This window comes from Shewanella sp. Choline-02u-19, from assembly GCF_002836205.1.
Lineage (GTDB): Bacteria > Pseudomonadota > Gammaproteobacteria > Enterobacterales > Shewanellaceae > Shewanella.
Genome location: NZ_PJBE01000013.1, coordinates 159,894 through 184,559, shown reverse-complemented (window position 1 = coordinate 184,559; position 24,666 = coordinate 159,894). Strand labels below are relative to the sequence as shown.

Here is a 24,666-nt window from a genome sequence, read left to right as displayed (position 1 = left end):
ACTTAGCGTTCACTTTTTTTTATTCTAAAAACGATATTATTCGCGCTTTAATAAACGTTTATTTGCTCACTTTGGTATTGGTGCGACCATAACGATTTTTTTCGCTATCACCTTGTCGTGGCTTTGCATCATTGCGTCTTTTTTCTTGGTATTTACGCTTATTATGACTCTTCTCTTTCACAGCCTTTGTGGTGACATCGCGATAGCGTGCAGGTAAAGGCGCGCCCTCTTCATAACCGGGAAGTGTAATACACGGCAGTGTCAGCTCAATGATTTGCTCAATCTCTTGCAACATCTCTTTGTCTTGTGGAGATACAAATGATATTGCACGGCCAGATAAACCCGCTCGACCAGTACGACCCACTCGATGCACGTAATCTTCAGCGGCAAAAGGCAGCTCAAAGTTAATCACTAATGGCAGTGCTTCAATGTCCAAACCACGGGCTGCAACGTCAGTTGCTACCATGACTCTTAGTTTGCCCGTTTTAAACTCTTCTAACGCTCGGTTTCTAGAACCTTGAGTTTTATCACCGTGAAATACAGCACTTTTTACGCCATCGAGTTTAAGCTCTGTGTGTAAATGTTCAGCGCCTTCTTTGGTGCTGACAAACACCAAAACCTGCTGCCAGTTATTACGACCCACAAGCTCAGACAATAACTCAGATTTACGGCGCTTATCGACTAAGTAAACCTCTTGAGTGATGCTACTCGCTGTTGGCGCAGTGGCAACATTAATCCACTCAGGGGCTATAAGCATCTTCTGCGCTAACGTTTTAATATCTTCGCTGTACGTTGCCGAGAAAAAGAGTGTCTGATGCTCACGGGCCACCAGCTTTTTGACTTTTTCAATATCTCTAACAAACCCCATGTCTAACATACGGTCTGCTTCATCAACCACTAAATGACTGACATTGGACAGGTCCAAGCCAAACTGACCGATAAGATCAAACAGGCGACCAGGAGTAGCCACTAGAATATCAACGCCACCTTGCACCGCTTTACGTTGCGGATTCATATTGGCGCCGCCATAAACCGCCGCGGTTTTAAAAGGCAAAAACTTTGAATAGGCTTGAATATTTTCAGCAACCTGGATAGCGAGTTCGCGAGTCGGCGTTAACACTAAGACTCTCAACTCAGCCTTATACTCACTTGGGGTAGCCGTTTCTGCTTCATTGCTTTGCTGAAGCTCCATTTGCTTCGATAAGGTATTCAGTAACGGTAGCGCAAATGCTGCCGTTTTGCCGGTGCCAGTTTGGGCACATGCCATGATATCTTTACCCTGCATTGCCACAGGTAATACTTGTACCTGTACTTCCGTTAACGCTTGGTAACCGCGCGCAGAGACAGCATCTAAAATGTGGGGATGTAAATCGAATGCATCAAAGTTCATGGTTGGCTCAGTACAGGGAATAAAAGTGAGCGCGGAGTCTACCAAAAACCCAGCGCAGTTAATATAGCCAAACGTAGTGAAGCCACGACAAGGCACATTTTCTCTATGCTGTTATTAACGACTCAAGGAAAAACGATAACAGTAAGCTAACATCACTTATTTTTAGTATAAGCTTCAACTGCACTTTGCTTACGCTCTTGTGGTTCCTCAACGGTCACCTTTTGGGTCGCGGGAATAATACAGTTCGTTTCAAATTGCTCCGCAGGCACAGGCCTTGAGAACAAGTATCCTTGACCATAGTCACAACCCGCATCCAATAACACTTGTCGTTGGTAATCTGTCTCAACACCTTCTGCAATCACTTTCATTCCTAGCTTATGTGCCATCACAATAATCGCTTCACACAAGGTAGAGTCATCACTGTTGCTGTCCAAATTCTGGGTGAAAGACTGATCGATTTTTAAAAAATCAATGTCGAATTTTTTAAGATAGGCTAAAGAGGAGTAGCCAGTGCCAAAATCATCAAGTGAGATCTGCATCCCAGCAGCACGGTACTGTGCGAGTTTATGGTATATCGTCTCATTACTATCAAGTAACAAGCCTTCGGTAATCTCGATGCAAATAGAGTTCCGGCTAAGATTAAGAGTTTTAAGCAGTGCAATCCAAGATTCAAAGCTCTCACCTTCATCCCTAAATTGTACTGGCGATTTGTTGATACTGATCTGTACTTCAATTCCAAATCGATCGCGCCACAGAGCACATTGACGCGCGGCTTGTTGAAAGACCCAATCACCAATCTCAATAATCAGTCCTGTCTCTTCGGCGACAGAGATAAACTCTATCGGTGACACTAATCCACGCTTCGGGTGATTCCAACGAATGAGCGCTTCCGCTTTGATCGCATGATTATCAGCTAAACCGACTATCGGTTGATAATATAATTCAAACTCTTGGTTTGAAATCGCCAACCTGAGATCTTGAATTAAGCGCATACGGTATTTAGCGTTCCGTTGCATTGACGGGGTGAAGTAATGGAATCGGTTCCGACCTTGATCTTTAGCGGCGTACATCGCTTGATCGGCGTGTTTCAATAACCCTTCGATACTTGCGGCATCATCAGGATAAAGGGTAATACCAATACTGGCACTTATATACGCGCTCTCTTCGCCAAGGTTAAAGGGCTCTGCAATACGGTTAAGAATGTTTTGAGCGACTTTATCCACCCCTTTTATATCAGTGATGCCAGAAAGTACCACCGTGAATTCATCACCGCCTAGTCGTGCAACAACATCGCTATCTCGAATACAGCTCTTCAAGCGCTTTGCGGCTTCGGTTAACAGTAAGTCCCCCATGTCATGCCCTAATGTATCGTTAACCTCTTTAAAGTAATCAAGATCAAGAAACATCAATGCAAAGTGTTTTTCTCGCCTATCTGACTTTAAAATCTCAGCGCCAAGATAGTCGAGCAACATTCGACGATTGGGCAATCCGGTCAGAGGATCATAATTAGCTTGCTTCCAGATTATCTGTTCAGCCTGTTTTTTATCGGTAATATCGGAAAACAGCGCCACTCGACGTTCAGTTTGTGCTTCAGCATCAAACAGTGTGTTAAGGGTTAACCACACCACAAACTCTTCACCATTTTTGCGCCTTAACCATGTCTCCCCCTGCCAGCGACCTGTTTCTTCTACTGACAATTCCATCTGCTCATATGTACTGCGATTATTTCGATTACATTGCAAAATCTGAATATTCTGCTGCTTAATTTCAACGTCGCTATAGCCGGTAATATCAGTAAACGCGGCATTTATATTGATGATAGTGCCAGCTTCATCTTGCACACTCATCGCTTCGCTACTGTTGTTATAAACCGATGCCGCTAACTTTAATGACTCTTCAACCCGCTTACGGTCGGTAATATCCGTATGCACACCGCACATACGTAACGGTTTATTATTTTCGTCTCGACTCACTATTTTTCCTGAATCCAAGATCCAGCGGATCTCGCCAGTATGAGAGTACATTCGATATTCAATTTTATGCTGTTCACTCACACCACTAATATGTTCATCTATCGAGCTAAGCACTCCTACTCTGTCTTTCGGGTGAATTGCCCGCATCCAAAGCTTGGGGTTATTATTGAGCGTAGTGACATCGCAGCCAAGCAAGTTGGCACTATGTTCGTTGCGCTCGACCTTATCATTAACAATATCCCAGTCCCAAAAACCTAGCTCACTGCTATCTAACACCAAACCCAATTGCTCTTGGCTGGCTAACATTGCCATTTCGGCTTGTTTTTGCGAACTTCGATTTAATAAACCAATAATGACTAATTCGACTTTGCCTTGATTTCTTTGGCAAGCCACTGTCATGTGGGTATACACAATAGAATCATCGTTAGCGATAAATCGAATATCAAGCTCGAACTCGTTGTTATCCCCCGCCAACATCTCTGAGAAGTAATGCTGATAAAGGTTAAAGTCATTGTGATGGATCAAGTCTGACCACAAGAGTTCAAGTAGCTCGGGTTCGCTGTATTGCAACATATGGCATAAATTTGGGTTTACTTTTATCCACTGATGCTGATTATCGGTAATCGCAATGCCCATGCTGCCCGCTTGAAAATGAGACTTAAACAACAGGTGATCTTGCAATTTTATTTTTTGGTCTCTTTCTATTTCAATCCGTCGGGATAACAACATTCCCAAGAACGCAGTAGTGATTGGAAAGATTATTAAAACAGGTAACGTTATCTGTCTAAGCATTGAAATAGCCGCATCTAACGGCATCACTAGCCCCCACAACAGCACTAATGTATTAAGGCTAAAACCGAATATGAGTAGCTCTCTAAAGCGAATGTCACTGATATCGCCTTTACGATATTTCCCCCACAAGTAGCCCACTAATGCCGATGTCATTATCGACCCAATACCAGACCATACGCCAACCCCGCCCTCGCTTAAACGGAACAGACCACTAATAAGTACGGCAACCAATGTCGGTATACCACCAAAAAACATGCCAGAAATACCGAGAATAACCGTTCTTGAATCGAAGAAAGCGCCTTCACTATATTGCCAAGGACTCAACATAACTGAAACAGCAATAACCCCAACCAGGGCGCCGATCCCAATTCTCCAGAGCACATCAAGTTCTCGTTTATGACTGCGAGGAAACGCGTCGTAAACAAACACCATTGCTAACAACAATGCCGCATTTTGAATAAGCGAAAAAATTAAACTTTGATCCATAAAGTACGATTCATCCATGCAAAAAATTTAATAGGGGTTACTAAGATTCTAGCAGAATAGAGGTGAAATAATATCCCCCAGCGCCTGTCCATTTTTCATTCAAGCCATTCAGCCCCAGTTATTCAATATACTATTTGTTTTTACACATTTTTATAAAGGCTTAAAGCACAGGGTTTTGATGACAAACAGCATCAAATCACCCAATCATTCAGGCATATTTAATCGATAAATATATTATGAAATTAGGGTCACTGAAGATTGGGCATTAACGCCGATTTGAATGAGGGGGAATAACTTATTTACGTGGCATTAGTTTTTATATGACATAGCTTTACGCTAGTAAGCTGCCCCGTCGCGCTTTCGACAACAGGGCGGTCTAAACTAACATAGGCTATAGCTAAGCAACTGCGTGTGTTACCAAGGTTGGATTCAGCAAATTATCGTGAACCGGACAGCGGTGGCAAACAGTGTCTAAAAAAGTACTTTTTTGCTCATCAGTGAGTTGAATATCATCTTTCATCGCATCCATTGTGGCGATAATATCGATCACTTTGAAACCGACCGGATCATCTGAAGGTTTGCCCAGTAGTCCAGCACTATTAAGTTGAGCTTTCATCGACATATCAAACTGCTGCAGATCAATTTTTTGCTCTCTCGCCACCATTTTTGCAATGGTGGAGATACATCCGGCCAGCGAGAAAACAAAAGTTTCCAGTGGGTTAGCACCTTCATTTCCAGCGGTAGGTTGATCAATCACCAGTAGATGCTCTCGGATCTGCGCGCTGACTTTCCAGCCCTCTCCCATTTGAGTGTTTACTGCTACAATTTTGTCCGCCATATCTATCCAACTCCATTAGATTTATTTCAATGAGAACATTCTAATGAATATATAGGTGAAAACTCAAATTAATCTCACACTTTTTGGCATTAATTAAAATATCGCTCTGGCATAGGATTTAAGCCGTTAACGCTTCCTATGCTAAGCTAGTGTCACTTTGATACGATTCATGACTAGACCACAACCAATATGCCCTCGACTAAGTCAGTACAACACAGTAAAACCTTTAATTTTCCGGTACAAATTTACTATGAAGACACCGATTTTTCCGGTGTTGTGTACCATCCTAATTTTTTAAAATATTTTGAACGGGCTCGTGAACATGTAATTGGTGCAAAAAACCTGGCAAGCTTATGGGATGAGCACGATTTAGGTTTTGCCGTTTATCGTAGCGATATGTTGTGCCACGATGGCGTTGAATTTGCTGATATTATCGATATTAGGACGCGTTTCTACTTCGAAAGTAAGTATCGCACAGTCTGGTTACAGGAGATTTGGCGTCCAAATGCTAAAAAAGCAGCGGTAACAGCGTTAATTGAGATGGTGTGTATGAATAAAAACCGTCAGCTGAGCCCAATGCCACAAATATTGATAAACCGACTTGGAGAAGCTTTTTCTCAGCCGGTCACTTTCTAGCGAGTGGCTCCGGGCGATATCCCACTAAGCTGTGGCCACCTCATTTCAAGGTCAGTCGAAGTCAATGGTTTAGCAAATATATCGCCCTGAATTTTATCGACCCCCATCGGAATAATGATCTGCCGTACCGATTCAGTTTCCACGCCTTCAACCGTGACTTTAAAGCCTAAGCCTTTGGCTAATCGGATACTGGTATCCATGATATGTCTGGCATGCTCATCGGTATCTAAGCCTTCAATAAAGGCTTTATCTATCTTGACCTCATCGACAGGTAAGTACTTGAGGTACGCTAAAGAAGAGTGACCAGTGCCAAAGTCGTCAATCGCAATATCAACACCAATATTACGCAACTTATTGATTGCAATCACTGCGTTATCGATATCTTCCATTAATTTGCTTTCAGTTAGCTCGATAGATAATGCATTGGCAGGTAATTGATACTTGGTCAGCCTCGCTTCTATCTCTTCAAGCAACGATTGATTCTTTAAGTCTTGGGTTGATAGGTTGACCGCCACTTGCACAACGATGCCCATTTGTCGCCATTTTGATTGTTGTAGCACCACTTGATCTAACACCCACTGGCTCACCATATCAATCATACCGGCATACTCCGCGAGCGGGATAAACTCTGCTGGGGAAATAACGCCTAATGTTTTATGCTTCCAGCGCATTAACGCTTCGACTTGAGTACAACTATTAGCGACACAATTTTGCTTAGGCTGATACACCATATAAAGCTCACCGTCTTGTAACGCTTTAGCCAAGCTATTAATAATCGACACATCCCTTAGCTGCACGGCGTCATCGCCGGCGGAGTAATGTGCAATGCCAATATCCAATGCTTTCGCTTTTTTAAGCGCCAAATCGAGGCGACGTAGCATGGTACTAATGTCAGCATGAAAACGTTCAAGTTCGAGGTGTCCTAGCTGAATACGCACACTAATTGGACTGTCGAACACGCTGTAAGGTTGTTGTAAATACGCAGTTAGCGTTGTTAAATCTGCGTCTACAAAACCTGAGGGGGAATAGATGATAAATTCATCTTCATTCATTCTTGCGATAGTCGCGGATTCGAGAAAATTAGCTTCAATCCTGCTCGAGATTTGTTTGAGCAGTTCATCACCAAAGCTAAAGCCGAAAAGATCGTTTACATAGCGAAAGCGATAGATGTCCACCAGCACTAAACTGCCTTTTTCCAATGGCATCTGTTCAGCCAGCTTTCGCTTCATGCTTAAGCGGTTACCCAATCCCGTTAATTTATCGTGTCCTGCTTGATGTAACTGCTGTTGTAACTGCGACACCATTTGCTCACTTTGCAGCAACGCTTGGGACATGCTGGATACGATTAAACCACTTTCATTGGGTTGTTCGGGTTTATGATTAGTCGATAAACGCAATTTAATTAATTGGCGACGGCAAATTAAAAAACGCCAAAATACTGCAGCTAGCAGCAGTATAAGCACAATACACGTTATCGAGAGCAATCCAAATCTATCCATTAATGATGACTTTTACCGTTTCAATCTGAGGTGTTTTAAGCTGTTGTAGCAAACTGTATATAGTGAGTTCATTGGGAGGCAATAAAAAGCAATTTGCTTCCCAATACTCAACCTCTTTGACTATAGCCTAATCTCTATCGCAAAGGTTATTCATAACTATCTTTAATCGAGTGATAGGTATCCAAAAAGCCATCACTGGCCAATACCTCTGGTGATACTGGTAATCCCCTCGCGCTGAATGCAGCCAGCCTTTCTTGTAACTCATTACCTGAGCGCAACTCACCGCTATACAGTGCCGCGGCTCGAATGAAATCAAGATAGCCAACATGCTCTGAGGTATAGGACAGATCAGCCCAACGTTCAACGACTTCCATAACACTGGGCGAAAAAGCCCAATTTTTAAGCACTGCCCGACCGATAGGCCCTTGCAACTTACGCACTAAAGCACGTAATTGGTCAATGCCATTGACTAATTCTGAATCGGATTCAACTTCGGTAAGCACCGGTAAAGCACCAATATTGTGCACCAGACCGGCTAGCGTCATGGTATCGGCATTTAAGCCACTATTGGGGTGAGAGCGATTATAAATTTGTAACATTGCCACCGCTGCAGAGGTCACATTAATGGAGGACTGCCATACTTCATCCATCACTTCCCATACCATCTCATTGGTTGATATGAACAGCTGCTCCATCGCAATAGAGGTTACAATTGTTTTAATCTGAGTGAGTCCAATACGGCTAATGGCAGCATTAACATTTGAGGCTGGCACACCTCGGCTATAAATAGCGCTATTGGCGACGCGAATGATCCGGGCAGAGATGGCGGGATCTTGGCCAATAATATTAGCGACATCTTTTAGGCTAGTGTCTTCTCGGCCAACGACTTCTTGAACGCGCATAGCCACTTCCGGCAGCGTTGGCAGCACTAATGAATCTGCCTTTAATTTTCTCAACAAACCCACTAATACTTGATGCTCTTTTGACATCCTTACTCCCTATATTACTCGTATTAATTTGCAGCTCGCCGAGTATATCAGCTCAATGCATACGGGCACGTGCAAAATAGTAATATAGGGTTAATACTTAGATAATTGCTTTAATAAAACCTAAATTAAGCCAAAAATGATACCAGCGTCACAAGAACCCAAGATAAACGACTCAGAACGCCTCTATAGCCCTTATCATGTGCGGCTGACTGCCTTGCATTAGCCTTTCAGCATTTAGTAGAATGTGCGGCCGTTTGCCTAATCCTTACCCGTTAACAGAGAAGTTATTATGTTTAAACCTGAATTACTGTCCCCAGCCGGAACCCTTAAAAATATGCGTTACGCCTTTGCCTATGGCGCTGATGCTGTTTACGCTGGTCAGCCAAGATACAGTCTTCGTGTACGTAATAACGACTTTAAAATGGAAAACCTTGCCGCAGGAATTAAGGAAGCCCATAGCCTAAATAAAAAGCTATATGTGGTCAGTAACATTGCGCCGCATAACGCCAAGCTAAAAACCTATATCAAAGATATGGAGCCCGTAGTAGCAATGCAGCCTGATGCGCTAATCATGTCTGATCCAGGGCTAATCATGATGGTTCGAGAAGCATTCCCCGATCAAGTCGTGCATCTATCAGTACAGGCAAACGCAATTAACTGGGCGTCGGTTAAGTTTTGGGAGTCTCAAGGCATTAAACGGGTTATTTTGTCGCGTGAATTATCACTTGATGAAATTGAAGAGATCCGTCAGCGTTGCCCAGATATCGAATTAGAAGTGTTTGTTCACGGTGCATTATGCATGGCCTACTCAGGGCGTTGCTTGCTCTCTGGCTATATCAACAAACGCGATCCCAACCAAGGGACTTGTACCAACTCTTGTCGTTGGAAATACGATGTACATGAAGCTAAGCAAACAGAGACTGGCGATATAGTTGCCGTCAACCCAGAGGTGCAAATCGCAACGCCAACACTCGGCGCTGGCGAACCTTCAGACCAAGTCGTATTATTGCAAGAAGCCGGACGCCCTGGCGAATACATGCCAGCATTTGAAGATGAACATGGTACTTATATCATGAACTCTAAAGATCTTCGTGCCATTCAGCATGTGGATCGCTTAACAAAAATGGGGATCAATTCACTCAAAATTGAAGGACGTACTAAGTCTTTCTATTATGTCGCCCGTACCGCTCAGCTGTACCGTCAAGCGATTGAAGATGCCGCCTCAGGTAAAGATTTTGATAGAACCCTTATGCACAATTTAGAAGGGCTAGCACACCGAGGTTACACCGAAGGTTTCTTGCGTCGTCATGTGCATGATGAATACCAGAACTATGATTATGGTTATTCAATTAGCGATACTCAGCAATTTGTCGGTGAATTTACCGGTGAATGCAATGAAGCAGGCCAAGCTGAGATTGATGTAAAGAACAAATTTAGTGTGGGCGACAGCGTTGAAATCATGACGCCACAGGGCAATTTAACCCTCAATATTGATTCATTGGTTAATCGTAAAGGCGAGAGTGTTGAAGCCGGCCTAGGTTCTGGTCACTTTGTCTTTTTAGATGTGCCAGCTGGCGTAGAGCTAGACAAAGCCGTATTACTGCGTAACCTGCCCCAAGGGCAAAATACCCGTAATCCGCATCAAGCCGCTGACGTTGCAGCGAAATAGACTGAACAAACAAAAGGCGCTTTATAATGCGCCTTGAAAAAGGTATTAAGTAAACGATGGCATTATTAATCGACGACAGCTGTATCAACTGCGACATGTGTGAGCCTGAGTGCCCTAACGAGGCCATCACCATGGGCGAAGAGATCTATGAGATTGAACCGCTGCTTTGCACTGAATGCAAAGGTCACTACGATAAACCGACCTGTATTTCGGTCTGCCCAATTGATTGTATTGCCGTTGACCCAGACCACAAAGAGTCGGATGATGAACTGCTGGTGAAATACCATGTTATTACAGGTAAATAGGTTTAATCATTGGTTATTACTCTAATGTAACCGGTCATTGATTCAAAAAAAGGTGCTTAACAGCACCTTTTTTTATGTCTTACTAAGCCATTTTCGGCTCAGCCTTTCTCTGCAAAGACTGCAGTGCTTCGGCAAGCTTAGTGATTGCGGTACTGATCACGGTGGGCATAGAATCAAATTCAACCCCCAGCAGTAGGTTTTTAATCTCAAGCCCGAGCTCGGTATCGCCCTCGATACTGAGTTTACGTTGGAAGAACAGCGTATCGGGATCTTCTTTAGCAGCGGCAATTAACAGCAGCGCCTTAGAGTTACTTTTAAAGGTCACTTCAGCACTTTGCAACGGACGGACTAACCAATGACCGTCGTAGCTCACCTCAAAGGTTAACCCTAAGTCTTCAATATTGATCGCCACCCAGCGGTCGAGCAAAAAATCTAACTCATCATCTGCTGCCTGCTCGGCAAGCATCAAACCCAAAATACGTTTCAATAAGTCCGCTTTAAGCGAAAACGGAATAAGCGCTAAGGGCTGTGATAAGACTTTAGGGCCGATGCGCAGAATTTTTTCCGCCAAAATATTAGGAAGTACACCTTGCATTTAAAAATGCTCCAGCATTGATACAAAGAAACCGATCTTACCTAGGTTTTATGATCACAAACCTGTTTTACATCAAAAGTTTGATCTTCATTCCCTTTTAAACTCCTGTTTCCTTATAAATGGAGCCGACCTATGGAACTGCTGTGCCCCGCGGGTAACCTCGCATCATTAAAAATCGCCCTCAATGCTGGCGCTGATGCGGTCTACCTAGGATTAAAAGATGATACCAATGCTCGTTCGTTTGCAGGGCTGAACTTTACGCCTAAAAAACTGCAACAAGCCGTTGAGTATACAAAGAGATGCGGCAAGAAAGTGTTCTTAACCATTAATACTTTCCCCAAACCAGGCGAAGAAAGCCGTTGGTACCAAGCCATTGATTTAGCGGCAGCCTCTGGCGTTGACGCATTGATCATGGCTGATATTTCCTTATTAGATTATGCCCACAGCCGTTACCCGCATCTGCCGCTGCACTTATCGGTACAAGCCAGTGCAACCAATCTGGGGGCGCTCACGCTTTACAAAGAAGCTTTTAATATCGAACGCGCCGTATTACCGCGTGTATTGTCGATGAAGCAGGTCAGAGATTTGTCAAAAGTGACCCCTGTCGATTTAGAAGTTTTTGCTTTTGGTAGCTTGTGCATCATGGCCGAAGGGCGCTGTCATCTATCATCTTACGTGACAGGGCAATCACCCAACACTGGCGGCTCATGCTCCCCTGCTAAACATGTACGCTGGCAAGAAGATGGCGGTAGCCGCCTGACGTGGTTAAACGACGTGCTCATTGATAAGTCTGGTGTCGATGAACAGATGGGCTATCCCGTGGTCTGTAAAGGCCGTTACACCACCGATGAGAATAGCAACGCCAGCCATATCCTTGAGGCGCCGACCAGCTTAAACACTTTAAGTTTACTGCCCGAGCTTGCCAAAGCTAATGTTGTGTCACTCAAAATTGAGGGGCGTCAGCGCAGTCCAGCATATGTCGAACAAGTGACTCGCGTATGGCGTACTGCAATCGATAGCTATCTCTCGTCTCCTGAGAAATACCAAACTCAGCAAGAGTGGAATGTCGCCTTGGCAAAAGTGTCTGAAGGGCAAACTACAACACTCGGCGCTTACGAACGAACCTGGCAATAGGCCATTTGCTTATCAACAAGGAAAGCCAATGAAAACATCTCTCGGGCCATTACAGTATTGCTGGTCAAAAGAAAAAGTGAATCAATTTTATCAGCAGGTGGCTGAAAGTAGCATTCCCGTGGTCTATCTTGGCGAAACGGTGTGCAGCAGAAGAAGACAACTCAAGTTTGCCGATTATCTTGCGCTGGCGCATATGCTACGAGAGTCGGGCAAAGAGGTTATCTTGTCGACCTTAGCGCTATTAGAAGCGCCATCTGAGTATACCGAGCTAAAAAAGCAGGTGAATAATGGCGAATTTATCATTGAAGCCAATGATATGGGCGCTGTGCAAGCTGCTAAAGAGCTTGAGCTACCTTTTGTTTGCGGCCCAACCATCAATAACTACAACTTAGCGACACTAAAAAAACTGCATCAGTGGGGAATGCAACGCTTTGTGATGCCAATAGAGTTGTCAAAATCTTGGTTAAACCATGTTATCGAAGCTGAGGTTACCGCCACCGGTGCCCCACTGCCGTTTGAGATTGAAGTCTTTGCTCATGGGTACATACCATTAGCACATTCAGCTCGCTGCTTTACCGCCAAGCAGCAGAATCTGCCCAAAGATAACTGCCAAACAGTGTGTCTATCGCATCCAAAAGGCTTGCTTGCGCAAACCCAAGATCAGCAACCGTTATTAAGGCTCAATGGTATTCAAACTCAATCTGCAAGCCAGATAGATTTATCCAGTGAAATCGAGCAAATGAAGCAGATGGGGGTGAACTACTTTAGAGTCTCGCCAAGTAGTTTAAAGAGTGTTGCGCTGGCAGAGAGTATCCTAACCTGCAAACCCAAAACTGAGCCGCTAACCTGTAATGGCTATTGGCACCAAACCGCGGGTTTGGCGCACATATAATGTTAGCTGACTCTAGGTCGTAAACTTAACATCACGCTAGCACTCCAGGCCACAAAACTGGCGATGCCAACCCATTCAAAAATAGCGGGCCACCAAATGGCAGGGCGATGCATCTCGACCAGCAGTTCATGATAGAAAGCTCTACCGCCCTCTGTTAGCTCCAAGCCTAACAGAGGGACCAACAAGAAAGCTGACATATTCACAAACGCGATAATGGCTAAAACACTGGTCGAGCGCGAAAATAAGCGCCCTCTACCTACGAATAAATACAGTCCATAAAACATTGAACTGACACTGCCGAAGATAAAGAAATACTTAATCGCCACAATATGTAAATGATAAACATTGATGGGGAACAAACCAACCGCCGCTAAACAGAAGAATGTCAGCCCTAAGCAAGCAAAAAAGGGATAAGACCAAGATGAGTCCGCTATTTGCAATGAAAAAAGACAAAATAGTACCGCGCTCAAGCTCCCGAAAAATAGACCACCATTAATAATCACCGCAAAGTCGGAGTGTCCATAATGACCCAACTCACTCAGCGTGTGGTTCAAAAAACTAAAGCCTTCACCGTCATACATCTTAAATGTCAGTACCGATAACATCAAACCTAGCAATAGCCCGAAAATCCCGAGCATACCAAATCTAAATGCGAGTGTAGAAACCTTATTGTTCGTCCGAGCTACCATATATTCCTATTTTTATATTATCTAATGGCATCGTCTAATATATATCGAATTAGCCTTCGTTAAAGAGGTCTAGCTCAGATTTTTAACAACCATTACTAACACAAGATACGTAACATCCACGTTACTTTTATAGTCTACCGTTATTTTTTTTCAAGTTAAAACTCTAAAACAACCCAAACATTACCGCAAAAAAAGATAATAAAGCCAAAAAGTTAGCTAAAAATAGCGACCTGTATTTCTTGCTAATATTTCGTTAAACAAATTAGCTAAATCTGAATAATAATGAGTGTATTAATGCTATATTCCACACATAATGTGTTGGTATATTTCCAACATATCTAGTAATACACTTTGCAGTCAAATGGAATAATAATGACAAGAAACAATGCAAACATAGTCAACCGGGAAGTTAGACTAACCTCTTCAGATCAATTGATATCAAGCACTGATAAACGAGGGATTATCACCTACGTTAATCAGCGATTTATCGAAATATCAGGCTATACAGAGAATGAACTGCTTGGCCAACATCATAATCTTGTACGACATCCTGACATGCCTAAAGCAGCCTTTAAAGAGATGTGGGCAAAACTCGAAGCCGGACAATCATGGCGCGGTATTGTTAAAAACCGCTGTAAAAACGGCCATTTTTACTGGGTTGATGCTTTTGTGTCGCCACTATTTGAACAGAGCGAGCTGGTTGGTTATCAATCTGTACGCGTTGCGCCTAAGATCGAATACATCAATAAGGCGCAAAAGATCTATCAACGACTCAATTTAGGTAAACGTGTTAGCGACCCTATTAGCTTAGCCAATAAACGCCTGCTATCTGCATTTTGTGCCAGCCTCGGTTTAGCAGCTGCTGGTTATATTTGGGGTTGGGGCGTAATTTTAGCCGGTATCGTGTTAATGGGCGTAAACCTTGTCATCTTTTATGACGAAGCCTTTCGTATTCCCGCTCGATTAATACAGATGAAACAGCAGCATGACTCTGTCAGTCGTTTTATCTATTGCGGTCGAGATACCTCTTCGTTGCTTGATTTTCAGTTGATGATGAAAGACGCCAAACTGCAAGGTGTGCTGGGACGCTCACAAGATAATGCCGAACATATTGATGCCATATCCACTCAATTAATGACTGCCGCCCAACAAGCCCATGCTGGATTGAATATTGAAAACCAACAAATAGAACAAATCGCCAGTGCCACTGAGGAGATGGCCGCCACCATTACAGAGGTCGCTTCGAATATTCAATCAACCTCTAATCGCATTCAAGACACTTACCAGCTTTGCCATGAAAGCCGTGACAAAATGCAAAGAAGTGCAGCAAGCATTAGTGAGTTAACTGATTCAGTGACAGAAGCAGCGGCGAATGCACAATTGCTAAACAAAGAAGCAGAGCGAGTAGCCAGTGCAATGTCTGAGATTGATGCCATTGCCGAACAAACCAATTTACTCGCGCTTAACGCTGCTATCGAAGCCGCAAGAGCCGGTGAGCAAGGGCGAGGATTTGCAGTTGTTGCAGATGAAGTTCGCGCACTATCTAGCCGCACACAACAGTCAACAGAAAGTATCTCTAAGAGTGTCGATAAGATGTTTACCATGCTGACTCAATGGTCAAAACAGATGGATGAAAGTAAGTCACAAGCATTGTTATGCACTGACGATGCCGAGATTTCAGCGCAAAAAGTCGACACTATTTTTGAAGCAGTAAAAAATATTCACGATTTAGCGCAACAAAATGCCGTTGCCGCAGAGCAACAAACCTTAGTTGTCGGTGAAATAAACCAAAATATTAGTCACATTAGCCAAGCATCAAATGAAAATTTGAATGCTATTGATGTGGTTGAAACATCGGTTAAAGAGTTAAAAATTAATGCTGAAAAAGCAAAATCTTTGAGAAAAACATTTAGTTAGTTTGCCCTCCGTAATATGTGTTGTCGTTACCACTAGTGGGTAGCGACAACATCCGCCGCACCAAACAATCAACAACTAAGAAACATAAACAAACCATTGTTTTAAATGAATATAAACAAAAAATATTTTTGTGCTTTTGCTGCTTATTCCGATACAATATAAATAGTCATTTAGAGTTAATAACTATTCGCTAGTCTTGATATATTCTATATAACAAGAGAATCGTTTTACTTAGATGTTTTAAGGCGGTAACCTCGCCTGCTAGCGGTTGAATGAATATTCAATACATTATTTGCTTAAGTACCAATTCAGCTTTAACGCTGTAAAGCAAAACTCGATATTTAGGGTAATAAAAAGTGTCAGAAAAACAAACCCATAACATTAAAACCATACTTACGTTTATTGTGCCATCACTGATCGGTCTACTGTTATTCATGACCCCCATCAGTTATCAAGACGCAATCACCATTCCAATTGCAATTATCTCTAAAGGTCTACAGAGCCTGCTGGGTGACGCTCTCATCGGTATTGTCACTGCGATTGTTATCTTTACTGCTTTGGCATCATTAGTCGTTAAAGTCGCACAGCCTAAATTTGTGATTAAAAGCGTTTTTTTAAACTCCTTGTTTAATGTCACCCCTATTTGGTTAGTGATCCGCATACTCGGTGCCATCTTTATCAGCTTAACCTTCTTCGAAGTCGGTCCTGAAGCTATTCGCTCTGGTAGTACTGGTGCACTGGTTCTCAACGACCTATTGCCGGTACTGTTTTCAGTCTTCTTATTTGCAGGGATGTTACTGCCGCTATTACTAAACTTTGGTTTACTGGAGCTATTAGGCACACTGCTGACTAAAGTCATGCGTCCTATCTTCAATCTACCGGGTCGAAGTGCCATTGATTGTATGGCATCTTGGTTAGGAGATGGCAGTGTCGGTATTTTGATGACCAGCAAGCAATACGAAGCACGCTTCTATACTCAACGTGAAGCTGCTGTGATTGGTACAACATTCTCAGCAGTATCGATAACCTTTTCACTGGTGGTTATCTCGCAAGTTCAGCTAGAACACCTATTTGTTCCTTTCTATCTCACGGTATGTTTTGCCGGTTTTGTCGCAGCGATAATTGTGCCTAAACTGCCTCCCCTATCGTGGAAAAAAGACCTCTATATTGATGAAACACCCCGCCATAAAGATGATGAAGTCATCCCAGCCGGCCATGGCGTATTCTCTTGGGGTTTAGATCTAGCACTGACCAAAGCCTCTCGCGCTGGCGGCATCAAACATACATTGACCGACGGTGTTAAAAACGTAGTTGATATGATTTTTGGTGTGATCCCAGTGGTGATGGGTATTGGTACCATCGCCTTGATGGTTGCCGAATTCACGCCAATATTTAACTATCTTGGTATGCCGTTTATCCCGCTACTGGAACTATTACAAGTACCAGAAGCTGCTGAAGCCTCTAAAACAATTGTGGTGGGTTTTGCGGATATGTTTATTCCGGCCATTCTTGCCAGCTCTATTGAGTCAGACATGACCCGCTTTATTATTGCGGCATTGTCAGTCACGCAGCTTATCTATATGAGTGAAGTTGGCGCACTATTGATGGGCAGTAAAATTCCTGTCAATTTCCTTGAGCTTGCAGTGGTCTTTATCTTAAGAACACTGGTGACTCTGCCTGTTATAGCAGGGATCGCCCACCTGATTTTCTAGTTTTTATAGAGAAACAGTCAAGGTCAATAATCGGAGCGCATAAGCGCTCCTTTTTTTTGCCTCGTCATCAACATGCCACAAATAGTTCATCTGCTAGTCAACTGCCGCTTTTACTCTATTGTCATATCCCCGCTTTCACTGGCAGGACAATGGAAAACAAACAGCAAGGAATTGCCGCAACAGAACTCGAAAACAGCCTTGGAGACCGCAGCCTACCGCCGCAGAATGACACGGTTAAGCCCATAAATAGTGCCCGATTAAATCAAGCGCAACACTATAATGCCATTTGGCTTTCAGATGTTCACCTTGGCAGTAAAGACTGCAAAGCAGAGTATCTACTACAACTGTTAAATTCACTGCAAACAGACATCCTGTTTCTGGTTGGCGATATCTTTGACATATGGGCGCTAAAACGTAAATTCCTTTGGCCTCAATCACATAACCTAGTTCTACAAAAATTGCTCAAAATGGCACGAGAAGGCACACGTATTGTGTATATTCCGGGTAATCACGATGAAGCCCTAAAGCCCTACGATGGTTTTTGTCTGTTGGACCTCACCATTACCAAAGAGCATATTCACACCACAGTGTCAGGGCGTAAAGTGTTGGTATTACATGGCGACCAATTTGACTCTGAAGTGTGTATTGGCCGCGCCTACGCCAAATTGGGCGATCACCTTTATGACTTGCTGTTATTCCTAAATCGCCAACTGCATAAAGTGCGCAGCCAATTGGGTTATCCGTACTGGTCACTCGCCAGTTACGTCAAACTCAGGGTCAGCAAAGCGCAACAAGCCATTAAAAATTATCGCAACGCCGTCACCCGCTATGCAAAGCGCATGGAAGTGGATGTTGTCGTTTGTGGTCATATCCACCAGCCAGAACTCACGGTTACCGACAATATGGTTTACGCCAACGACGGAGATTGGGTGGAAAACTGCACCTTTATAGCCGAGTCCGATTCGGGTGATATCCAACTGCTGAAATGGCAAGAAGCTACAGCCTGCGCCCGACTTATCAGCGCAATTCAATTTAGCCAGCACTCAGGTTCACCAATGATAAAGCGCGTAGCTTAGCTCATATCTGTTCATAGCAGCTCGTCAGTCCTCATCAATAGGGTTTTATTATGATTTTCAATGTCGACAATGTTGTAGAACAAAACTTACCGATGCTCGATAAAACCCCTTGGCTAGCCACGCCCACCAAGGCGATGCTGCGTTACCTGCTCAAGGAGAAAGAGTGTAATGACATTGCTAATCAATTCTCCTATTTAAAAGGGGTAGATTTTGTCGAGCAGGTACTCAATAGTTTCAATTTCAACTACAGCGTGCCCAATAGCGAGATAGAAAACATCCCTATTGAAGGGCGAGTGGTCATCTACGCCAACCATCCTATCGGCTCTCTTGACGCCTTAGCCATGATAAAACTTATCAGCAAGGTGAGACCCGACATAAAAGTGGTCGCCAATGAACTGCTGATGGCACTTGAACCGCTGCATTCAATACTGCTGCCGGTTCGTAATATGACGGGGGGCACGCCAAAACAACACCTCAATAATATCCATCAGCATCTACGAGATGAAGGTACGCTATTGATTTTCCCCAGTGGCGAGGTGTCACGGCTTCGACCAACAGGTGTGGTTGACTTGCACTGGCATTCTGGTTTTTTAAAGATAGCGAAAGCGTGTAATGCCCCACTGCTGCCCATGCACGCTGATGCTAAAAACTCAGCAGCGTTTTATGGCGCCTCAATGCTGTATAAACCACTGGCCAGTTTGATGCTCGTAACGGAGATGTTTAAGCAAGCCAAAAAAACCATGCCCGTACGCATTGGGGAGTTAATTCCTAAAGAGGTGGTTAATAGCTCAGATTTCCCGCTGAAAACAAAAGTTAAGCTATTAAAAAATCATCTCTACCGCATAGGTAAAAATCGCAGCCCACTGTTTACCACCCAAAGTGCCATTGCTCATCCTGAGTCTCGCAGTGAGTTACAAACGGCGCTTTTAAAGTGTGAATTACTTGGCGAAACAAGCGATAAAAAGAAGATTTACCTCTATCAACACCAAGCAAGTAACCCGATTATGCGCGAAATAGGACGACTAAGAGAGATAGCTTTTCGAGCAGTGGGTGAAGGCACTGGCAATCGCAGAGATACCGACAAATACGACTCCTACTATCAGCACTTAGTGTTATGGGACCCCGTAGATATGGAAATCGTCGGTTCATACCGTTTTGCCGGTGCTAAAGAGGTTCATAAACAATATGGTAATGATGCACTTTACAGCCAATCATTATTTAAATACCACAGCGCCTTTGCCCCCTACTTTGAACAAGGCTTAGAGCTTGGGCGTAGCTTTGTACAACCCAAATATTGGGGCAAACGCAGTTTAGATTACCTCTGGATTGGCATCGGCGCCTTTTTGGTTAAAAACCCACAATATCGTTACCTGTTTGGTCCCGTATCGTTAAGTGACCAACTGCCAGAACCCGCCAAAGAGCGCTTAATCCACTTTTATAAAATGCAGTTCGCCAGCGAGCAACCACTGGCGCACTCTTTTAGTCCGTTTATTTTTAATGAAGATAAACTGCAATTACTTAATCGCCAATATGGCCAGCTTGAATATGCCGAAGGCTTTAAATTACTCAAACAAACGATGGCAAGTATGGGCGCGGCGGTGCCTGCACTCTACAAACAATATGGCGAGCTTTGTAATGACGATGGTGTCAGCTTTCTTGATTTTGGCATTGATGCTGAGTTTGGGGATTGCATCGATGGCTTGGTATTGGTTGATACGCATAAATTGAAACACAAAAAACGCAGTCGCTACTTTGATTGTCACCGACCAGAACTTGGGGCGGTAAACTAATCGTTAGTCGGTACTCACACTGCCAACAAAAAGGCCAGCCTCACGGGCTGGCCTCAATATTCAGTCGTAAACGGATTAAATCGCCCAGCCGCCCAGATAGAAAGTCACTAAACCAAGCGTAATGGCGATAACGCCAAGCCGCAGTTTGCGCCACTCGCCACTGCATATACGGCCAATCACCAAGGTGACAAACCCAAGCATTATCCCTGTCACAATATTACAGCTTAAGATAATAAACACAGCGCAAGTCAGACCCGCCATCGCATCCACTTTATCGTCAAAATCAAGCTTAGTCACGTTGCTTAGCATCAGTAGTCCAACATACATAAGCGCTGGCGCCGTTGCATAAGCCGGCACTAGAAAGCTTAATGGCGCCAAGAACATCATCATTAAAAACAGCAAGCCAACAATGGTCGCCGTCAGGCCCGTTTTACCACCCGCAGCGGTTCCGGCTGCAGATTCAATATAAACGGCAGCGGGAGCGCCGCCGACAACACCAGCAACAATACTGCTGACAGAATCTGACGTCAGTGCTTTACCACCACCCACTATATTGTCGTTCTCATCCAGCAGTTCAGCTTGCCCAGCAACAGCACGGATAGTACCAGTAGCATCAAAAATTGCCGTCATCACCAACGCCAACACAATCGGCAGTACCACAGGGTTCAGCGCGCCCATAATATCGAGCTGGCCGATCATTGATGTTTCAGACATCAAGTCAGGCAGGGCAAATAAGCCTTGGTAAGTCACGCTAGGATCAAATATTAAACCAAAGATTGATAAACCGACAATCACCAGCAATATGCCACCAGGCATACCACGTCGCTCAAGCCCTATCGTCGCCGCAAGACCAACAATAGTGGCAATAACCGGCAAGCTATTAATATCACCCAGCTTGACGGGTAAGCCAGCATCGTTCGATACAATCAATTGCACGCTATTGGTCGCAATAAGCAGTAAAAACAGACCAATACCAATACCCGTACCGTGAGCAATACCTTTTGGTAAATTAGTCAGTACCCACTGACGTATACCGGTGACACTCACAAGGGTAAATACGATACCCATAAGGAAAATAGCGCCAAGCGTGACAGGGATCGATATCCCCTGCCCCAGCACCATACTAAAGGCTGTAAATGCCGTGAGTGATATTGCACAACCAATGGCCATCGGCAAGTTAGCCCATAACCCCATGAGTAACGACCCAAACGCGGCAATTAAGCAGGTAGCAATAAATACCGATGCAGGATCAAACCCCGCAGTACCCAGCATGTTAGGCACCACAATCACCGAGTAAACCATCGCCAAAAACGTCGTTAAGCCGGCAATGACTTCGCGTTTTAAGGTACTTCCACGGGCAGTAATATTGAAATAGCGATCCAAAAATGAATCGGTGGCAGACACAGCGGCAGAGTTAGAGCTAGAGAGAGTCTGTTCAGACTTCATAGTAGTTATACCTTTTGATCTCTTAAATATCAGTAAACCAATGGTTATTCATTGGCGATATGGCTATGGCAGGTAGAGCCCCAAACGAGATTGACTTGGGTGAGAGATCCACTTGGCGCTGATAGCGCTAGTGACCTGCGAGTATTGGTGTAAACACATTTGTGGTACACAATGTCTGGTAAAATTTACTCTTACCAACATAGCCTTTGTTGGCGCGGAGTTTACAACAATCGACAATCAGTAAACAGGAAGCAGCTAACATATTTGTGCTACAAATGTAAAAAATAGCTTCAAAATGAAACAGCGTGTTCTGTATATAACACAATAAAAAGGTCCTGCTGTAAGTGACAACGCTAACTGTTAATTATGGTGCTACTGCTATTGAAGCGTATTAGTCGAGAATAGATATGTTAGTTTTAAAGCTAAACACGTTTTTGGGCAGAAATGAGATAGCTTAGCAGAACAACTTGGGAATAATTGGGAGTCATCCCGGCAAGGCTTCTGGGCCGGGATCTAGTGCCATTACCTAAAACATCTACTTATGATGGAAAGCAGCTCATCCACTATGTTCCTTTGCAAGCCGCCGTGAATACCTCCATGTAGGCTCTGCTGAAAAATCCCTTTTTCAGAAGCTTGCACGTTCCACAGCAGATGCTCTGCCAGCGAGTTCAGAGTAGCGTGTGTTCACACGAGTTCAGAGTAGTGTCTAGCTCATTTCTGGACAGAAATGAGATAGCTTAGCAGAACAACTTGGAAATAATTGGGAGTCATCCCGGCAAGGCTTCTGGGCCGGGTTCTAGTGCCATGACCTAAAACATCTACTTATGATGGAAAGCAGCTCATCCACTATGTTCCTTTGCAAGCCGCCGTGAATACCTCCATGTAGGCTCTGCTGAAAAATCCCTTTTTCAGAAGCTTGCACGTTCCACAGCAGATGTTCTGCCAGCGAGTTCAGAGTAGCGTCTAGCTCATTTCTGGACAGAACCGAGTTAATGCAAAAGGTCTAAAAGTGAGCTGTGAGATTAGGAGATGTACGGTAATAAATTAAAGTTTACACTGACCCCACATATTCACCAGAACCTTCCATACCAAGTGTGAAAGGCGGTGTTGGTAAACCTGGAAAGGCCCCTTTTCGAATATAAGTATCCGCGAGGTTAACACCGCTATACACTACCTTTATAAGAACTTGAGTGGGTGTAATTGATGGCTTTTCAACTTCATTGACAACTAATTTATCGATATCACCAAACGACTGAACCTGTACTGCTTTCATTTTGAAATTCCTCTCTAAACTATTCATTATTGCTAAAATTAAAAACCATATGGATTGTCGATAACGTAAACCCAGCCACCGTCCACGTAATGCATAACCTCTAAAGCAGTGCCATGCATAGCATTTGGTACTTCCCATTCTGAGAGGATCATGGCTACGTCACCATTTACATGAATAGAAACACTTTTTGTGACCATCTTTACATCACCTTGCATAAAGCCCTGTAATACCTGTTTAATCGCTTCATGCCCCTTAGCTTGGTTGCCTTCTTCATCTAAAATAAATACTGCATCTTCATGAAAAAGCGTACTTAATCCTTCTATATCTTTCTGTGCAAAGTATTGCCCAAATAATACATGTAACTCAGCAGGCGTTTGTGGTTTCGAGTAATGAGTTCCTGCCAGCAGACAGAATGAAAACAGAGTGGTTAAAAGTAAAATGTAACGCATAACTTAGTCCTGTTAATTGTTGGCTCAGATACAACCAATATCTTTGCCTTGTCGTTGTAAGTTATAATAATGAACTTGGTTACTATTTGAAAGTAGCTTCCAAAAAGTAACTAGTTACCCCTATGTAACTAGTAAGCTGTGATATCGATCGATATTAAACTGTAGATTAAAGAAGAACGAATGAGGGAAGAGTGATGCCAATAGAAGTGAATCATCAAGTAAAGCCAGCCAACTATTGTAGTGTGGACAAATACTTAACATTGATATCAACTAAATGGACTGCACATATAGTATGGTTGCTAGGCCAACAGGAAGAGATGCGATTTGGTCAAATACGTAAGCAGTTGGCATTAGTCTCAAGTAAGGTACTCACTGAGCGTTTAAAGTTGTTACGAGAGCATGGATTTGTTTGGCGAAAACAAGAAGACACTATCCCGGTCACGGTGAATTACGGTTTAACCCCTAAAGGTATAGAGCTTGCTAATGTGGTCGATATTATTGTACAAAAAGCCGAACTATGGGATGCGATGTAGTTCATGTACCCACGACTCAGAATGGTCGGATAAGCGGCACTGGTTACCAAGTTCCGCTCTCCTAAGAACCTACGTGCAACTTTCACTGCATACGACTCAAGCCTCCACCAAGGCGTACTATGTTACCCGGTAACCACAGGGGTTACCTTTGCAATACTCACTTGAAGCTTTGATACTTTCTGCTCTATGACTTTCCAATCTTTGGATTATCGTTGAGCAAAGCAAGGAGAGTCACTAACTTCAATCGAAGTCAACATTTGCGTTTCTCCATTAACAAAGTTCTTCTAATTGTATTGCAACGGGAGACCAGCTGGAAGTGGGATCACTTTCGTGGCAAACACAAGGTCTGTATCTGCATAATTACAATGCAGCATTGGCTTTCTCCAGTCTCCTTTACCGGCACCACTATCGGCTATCTTCACAGATAACTTTCCCAATGGGAGCGATTCAGGCTTACCGTGTTCCGTATGAAGCGTAATGTCAGTTTAGATGCCCACTCTAGTGCGAAGAGCTATATGACCACGAAAGAGCATTTCTCAATATCTTTCCAGCTCTCGTTGCCTTTTGGCCACAGCGTATAAAC

General features: G+C 43.6%; 20 protein-coding genes. 10 read left to right on the top strand and 10 right to left on the bottom strand.

All coding sequences use genetic code 11. The annotated features are described in order from the left end of the window. Window positions 1-58: 58 nt before the first annotated feature. The 3 genes from CXF83_RS07635 to CXF83_RS07625 all read right to left on the bottom strand — a co-directional run bounded on the left by CXF83_RS07635 (window position 59) and on the right by CXF83_RS07625 (window position 5,479). Window positions 59-1,390 carry a DEAD/DEAH box helicase gene (locus CXF83_RS07635; RefSeq protein WP_101092855.1) on the bottom strand — a complete coding sequence of 444 codons (1,332 nt, stop codon included), beginning with the start codon at window positions 1,388-1,390 and terminating at the stop codon, window positions 59-61. 152 nt (window positions 1,391-1,542) lie between these two features. After that, the gene (locus CXF83_RS07630; protein ID WP_101092641.1) at window positions 1,543-4,641 is read right to left on the bottom strand and encodes an EAL domain-containing protein; all 3,099 of its coding nucleotides are present in this window, start codon (window positions 4,639-4,641) and stop codon (window positions 1,543-1,545) included. Window positions 4,642-5,038: 397 nt separating this feature from the next. Then, on the bottom strand, window positions 5,039-5,479 hold the full coding sequence (locus tag CXF83_RS07625) for an OsmC family protein (protein WP_101092640.1): 441 nt from the start codon (window positions 5,477-5,479) through the stop codon (window positions 5,039-5,041). A 189-nt stretch (window positions 5,480-5,668) separates the two neighbouring features. On the opposite strand from CXF83_RS07625, the gene CXF83_RS07620 reads away from it, so the two are divergent. Beyond that, window positions 5,669-6,115: a thioesterase family protein gene (locus tag CXF83_RS07620; protein ID WP_101092639.1), complete on the top strand. Its 447-nt coding sequence runs from the start codon at window positions 5,669-5,671 to the stop codon at window positions 6,113-6,115. On the opposite strand, the gene CXF83_RS07615 is transcribed toward CXF83_RS07620, so the two are convergent. Together CXF83_RS07615 and CXF83_RS07610 are read right to left on the bottom strand one after the other, a co-directional pair. Further along, on the bottom strand, window positions 6,112-7,614 hold the full coding sequence (locus CXF83_RS07615) for a putative bifunctional diguanylate cyclase/phosphodiesterase (RefSeq protein WP_101092638.1): 1,503 nt from the start codon (window positions 7,612-7,614) through the stop codon (window positions 6,112-6,114). The two genes, CXF83_RS07620 and CXF83_RS07615, sit on opposite strands and share 4 nt — an antisense overlap. Window positions 7,615-7,760: 146 nt before the next feature. Further along, entirely contained in the window at window positions 7,761-8,603 is an 843-nt protein-coding gene (locus CXF83_RS07610; protein ID WP_101092637.1) for an HDOD domain-containing protein, read from the bottom strand. 289 nt (window positions 8,604-8,892) lie between these two features. Between CXF83_RS07610 and trhP the strand changes: the two genes are divergently transcribed. Both trhP and CXF83_RS07600 read left to right on the top strand, forming a co-directional pair. Then, entirely contained in the window at window positions 8,893-10,272 is a 1,380-nt protein-coding gene (trhP, locus tag CXF83_RS07605) for a prephenate-dependent tRNA uridine(34) hydroxylase TrhP (protein WP_101092636.1), read from the top strand. A gap of 56 nt (window positions 10,273-10,328) precedes the next feature. Continuing rightward, a complete protein-coding gene (locus CXF83_RS07600) occupies window positions 10,329-10,577 on the top strand; it encodes a YfhL family 4Fe-4S dicluster ferredoxin (RefSeq protein ID WP_101092635.1) in 249 nt (82 codons plus the stop codon). A gap of 82 nt (window positions 10,578-10,659) precedes the next feature. Here the strand turns inward: CXF83_RS07600 and ubiT are convergent, their stop codons facing one another. Beyond that, window positions 10,660-11,172, bottom strand: a complete 513-nt coding sequence (ubiT, locus tag CXF83_RS07595) for a ubiquinone anaerobic biosynthesis accessory factor UbiT (protein WP_101092634.1) — start codon at window positions 11,170-11,172, stop codon at window positions 10,660-10,662. Between the two features lie 132 nt (window positions 11,173-11,304). Here ubiT and ubiU point away from each other — a divergent pair, with 132 nt between their 5' ends. Together ubiU and CXF83_RS07585 are read left to right on the top strand one after the other, a co-directional pair. Beyond that, entirely contained in the window at window positions 11,305-12,306 is a 1,002-nt protein-coding gene (gene ubiU, locus CXF83_RS07590) for a ubiquinone anaerobic biosynthesis protein UbiU (protein ID WP_101092633.1), read from the top strand. Between the two features lie 28 nt (window positions 12,307-12,334). Next, a complete protein-coding gene (locus tag CXF83_RS07585) occupies window positions 12,335-13,198 on the top strand; it encodes a U32 family peptidase (RefSeq protein WP_101092632.1) in 864 nt (287 codons plus the stop codon). 2 nt (window positions 13,199-13,200) lie between these two features. Here CXF83_RS07585 and CXF83_RS07580 read toward each other — a convergent pair whose 3' ends face one another. Then, window positions 13,201-13,887 (bottom strand): DUF998 domain-containing protein, encoded by a 687-nt coding sequence (locus CXF83_RS07580; protein ID WP_101092631.1) that lies wholly within the window; start codon window positions 13,885-13,887, stop codon window positions 13,201-13,203. Window positions 13,888-14,259: 372 nt separating this feature from the next. Here CXF83_RS07580 and CXF83_RS07575 point away from each other — a divergent pair, with 372 nt between their 5' ends. From CXF83_RS07575 to CXF83_RS07560, 4 genes are all read left to right on the top strand, one after another. Beyond that, window positions 14,260-15,804, top strand: coding sequence for a methyl-accepting chemotaxis protein (locus CXF83_RS07575; RefSeq protein WP_101092630.1), 1,545 nt, complete (start codon window positions 14,260-14,262; stop codon window positions 15,802-15,804). 356 nt (window positions 15,805-16,160) lie between these two features. Beyond that, entirely contained in the window at window positions 16,161-17,516 is a 1,356-nt protein-coding gene (locus CXF83_RS07570) for a YjiH family protein (protein WP_101092629.1), read from the top strand. A gap of 149 nt (window positions 17,517-17,665) precedes the next feature. Continuing rightward, window positions 17,666-18,592: a UDP-2,3-diacylglucosamine diphosphatase gene (locus CXF83_RS07565; RefSeq protein ID WP_101092628.1), complete on the top strand. Its 927-nt coding sequence runs from the start codon at window positions 17,666-17,668 to the stop codon at window positions 18,590-18,592. A 50-nt stretch (window positions 18,593-18,642) separates the two neighbouring features. Further along, window positions 18,643-20,382, top strand: a complete 1,740-nt coding sequence (locus CXF83_RS07560) for a GNAT family N-acyltransferase (protein ID WP_101092627.1) — start codon at window positions 18,643-18,645, stop codon at window positions 20,380-20,382. Between the two features lie 75 nt (window positions 20,383-20,457). Here CXF83_RS07560 and CXF83_RS07555 read toward each other — a convergent pair whose 3' ends face one another. The 3 genes from CXF83_RS07555 to CXF83_RS07545 form a co-directional block, all read right to left on the bottom strand. Further along, window positions 20,458-21,828: an NCS2 family permease gene (locus tag CXF83_RS07555; protein WP_101092626.1), complete on the bottom strand. Its 1,371-nt coding sequence runs from the start codon at window positions 21,826-21,828 to the stop codon at window positions 20,458-20,460. Between the two features lie 1,051 nt (window positions 21,829-22,879). After that, the gene (locus CXF83_RS07550; protein WP_198553525.1) at window positions 22,880-23,101 is read right to left on the bottom strand and encodes an alcohol dehydrogenase catalytic domain-containing protein; all 222 of its coding nucleotides are present in this window, start codon (window positions 23,099-23,101) and stop codon (window positions 22,880-22,882) included. Between the two features lie 38 nt (window positions 23,102-23,139). Beyond that, window positions 23,140-23,550, bottom strand: coding sequence for a YybH family protein (locus CXF83_RS07545; RefSeq protein ID WP_101090027.1), 411 nt, complete (start codon window positions 23,548-23,550; stop codon window positions 23,140-23,142). 194 nt (window positions 23,551-23,744) lie between these two features. Here CXF83_RS07545 and CXF83_RS07540 point away from each other — a divergent pair, with 194 nt between their 5' ends. Then, entirely contained in the window at window positions 23,745-24,083 is a 339-nt protein-coding gene (locus CXF83_RS07540) for a winged helix-turn-helix transcriptional regulator (protein ID WP_101090026.1), read from the top strand. Window positions 24,084-24,666 lie beyond the last annotated feature (583 nt).

What these genes read in the sequence shown, in the direction of transcription:
- CXF83_RS07585 (WP_101092632.1), top strand. Translation starts at nt 12,335, where the DNA reads ATGAAAACATCTCTCGGGCCATTACAGTATTGCTGGTCAAAAGAAAAA.
- CXF83_RS07625 (WP_101092640.1), bottom strand. Translation starts at nt 5,479, where the DNA reads ATGGCGGACAAAATTGTAGCAGTAAACACTCAAATGGGAGAGGGCTGG.
- CXF83_RS07620 (WP_101092639.1), top strand. Translation starts at nt 5,669, where the DNA reads ATGCCCTCGACTAAGTCAGTACAACACAGTAAAACCTTTAATTTTCCG.
- CXF83_RS07600 (WP_101092635.1), top strand. Translation starts at nt 10,329, where the DNA reads ATGGCATTATTAATCGACGACAGCTGTATCAACTGCGACATGTGTGAG.
- CXF83_RS07540 (WP_101090026.1), top strand. Translation starts at nt 23,745, where the DNA reads ATGCCAATAGAAGTGAATCATCAAGTAAAGCCAGCCAACTATTGTAGT.
- CXF83_RS07635 (WP_101092855.1), bottom strand. Translation starts at nt 1,390, where the DNA reads ATGAACTTTGATGCATTCGATTTACATCCCCACATTTTAGATGCTGTC.
- CXF83_RS07560 (WP_101092627.1), top strand. Translation starts at nt 18,643, where the DNA reads ATGATTTTCAATGTCGACAATGTTGTAGAACAAAACTTACCGATGCTC.
- ubiU (WP_101092633.1), top strand. Translation starts at nt 11,305, where the DNA reads ATGGAACTGCTGTGCCCCGCGGGTAACCTCGCATCATTAAAAATCGCC.
- ubiT (WP_101092634.1), bottom strand. Translation starts at nt 11,172, where the DNA reads ATGCAAGGTGTACTTCCTAATATTTTGGCGGAAAAAATTCTGCGCATC.
- CXF83_RS07630 (WP_101092641.1), bottom strand. Translation starts at nt 4,641, where the DNA reads ATGGATCAAAGTTTAATTTTTTCGCTTATTCAAAATGCGGCATTGTTG.
- CXF83_RS07545 (WP_101090027.1), bottom strand. Translation starts at nt 23,550, where the DNA reads ATGCGTTACATTTTACTTTTAACCACTCTGTTTTCATTCTGTCTGCTG.
- CXF83_RS07580 (WP_101092631.1), bottom strand. Translation starts at nt 13,887, where the DNA reads ATGGTAGCTCGGACGAACAATAAGGTTTCTACACTCGCATTTAGATTT.
- CXF83_RS07555 (WP_101092626.1), bottom strand. Translation starts at nt 21,828, where the DNA reads ATGAAGTCTGAACAGACTCTCTCTAGCTCTAACTCTGCCGCTGTGTCT.
- CXF83_RS07550 (WP_198553525.1), bottom strand. Translation starts at nt 23,101, where the DNA reads ATGAAAGCAGTACAGGTTCAGTCGTTTGGTGATATCGATAAATTAGTT.
- CXF83_RS07565 (WP_101092628.1), top strand. Translation starts at nt 17,666, where the DNA reads ATGGAAAACAAACAGCAAGGAATTGCCGCAACAGAACTCGAAAACAGC.
- CXF83_RS07575 (WP_101092630.1), top strand. Translation starts at nt 14,260, where the DNA reads ATGACAAGAAACAATGCAAACATAGTCAACCGGGAAGTTAGACTAACC.
- CXF83_RS07610 (WP_101092637.1), bottom strand. Translation starts at nt 8,603, where the DNA reads ATGTCAAAAGAGCATCAAGTATTAGTGGGTTTGTTGAGAAAATTAAAG.
- CXF83_RS07615 (WP_101092638.1), bottom strand. Translation starts at nt 7,614, where the DNA reads ATGGATAGATTTGGATTGCTCTCGATAACGTGTATTGTGCTTATACTG.
- trhP (WP_101092636.1), top strand. Translation starts at nt 8,893, where the DNA reads ATGTTTAAACCTGAATTACTGTCCCCAGCCGGAACCCTTAAAAATATG.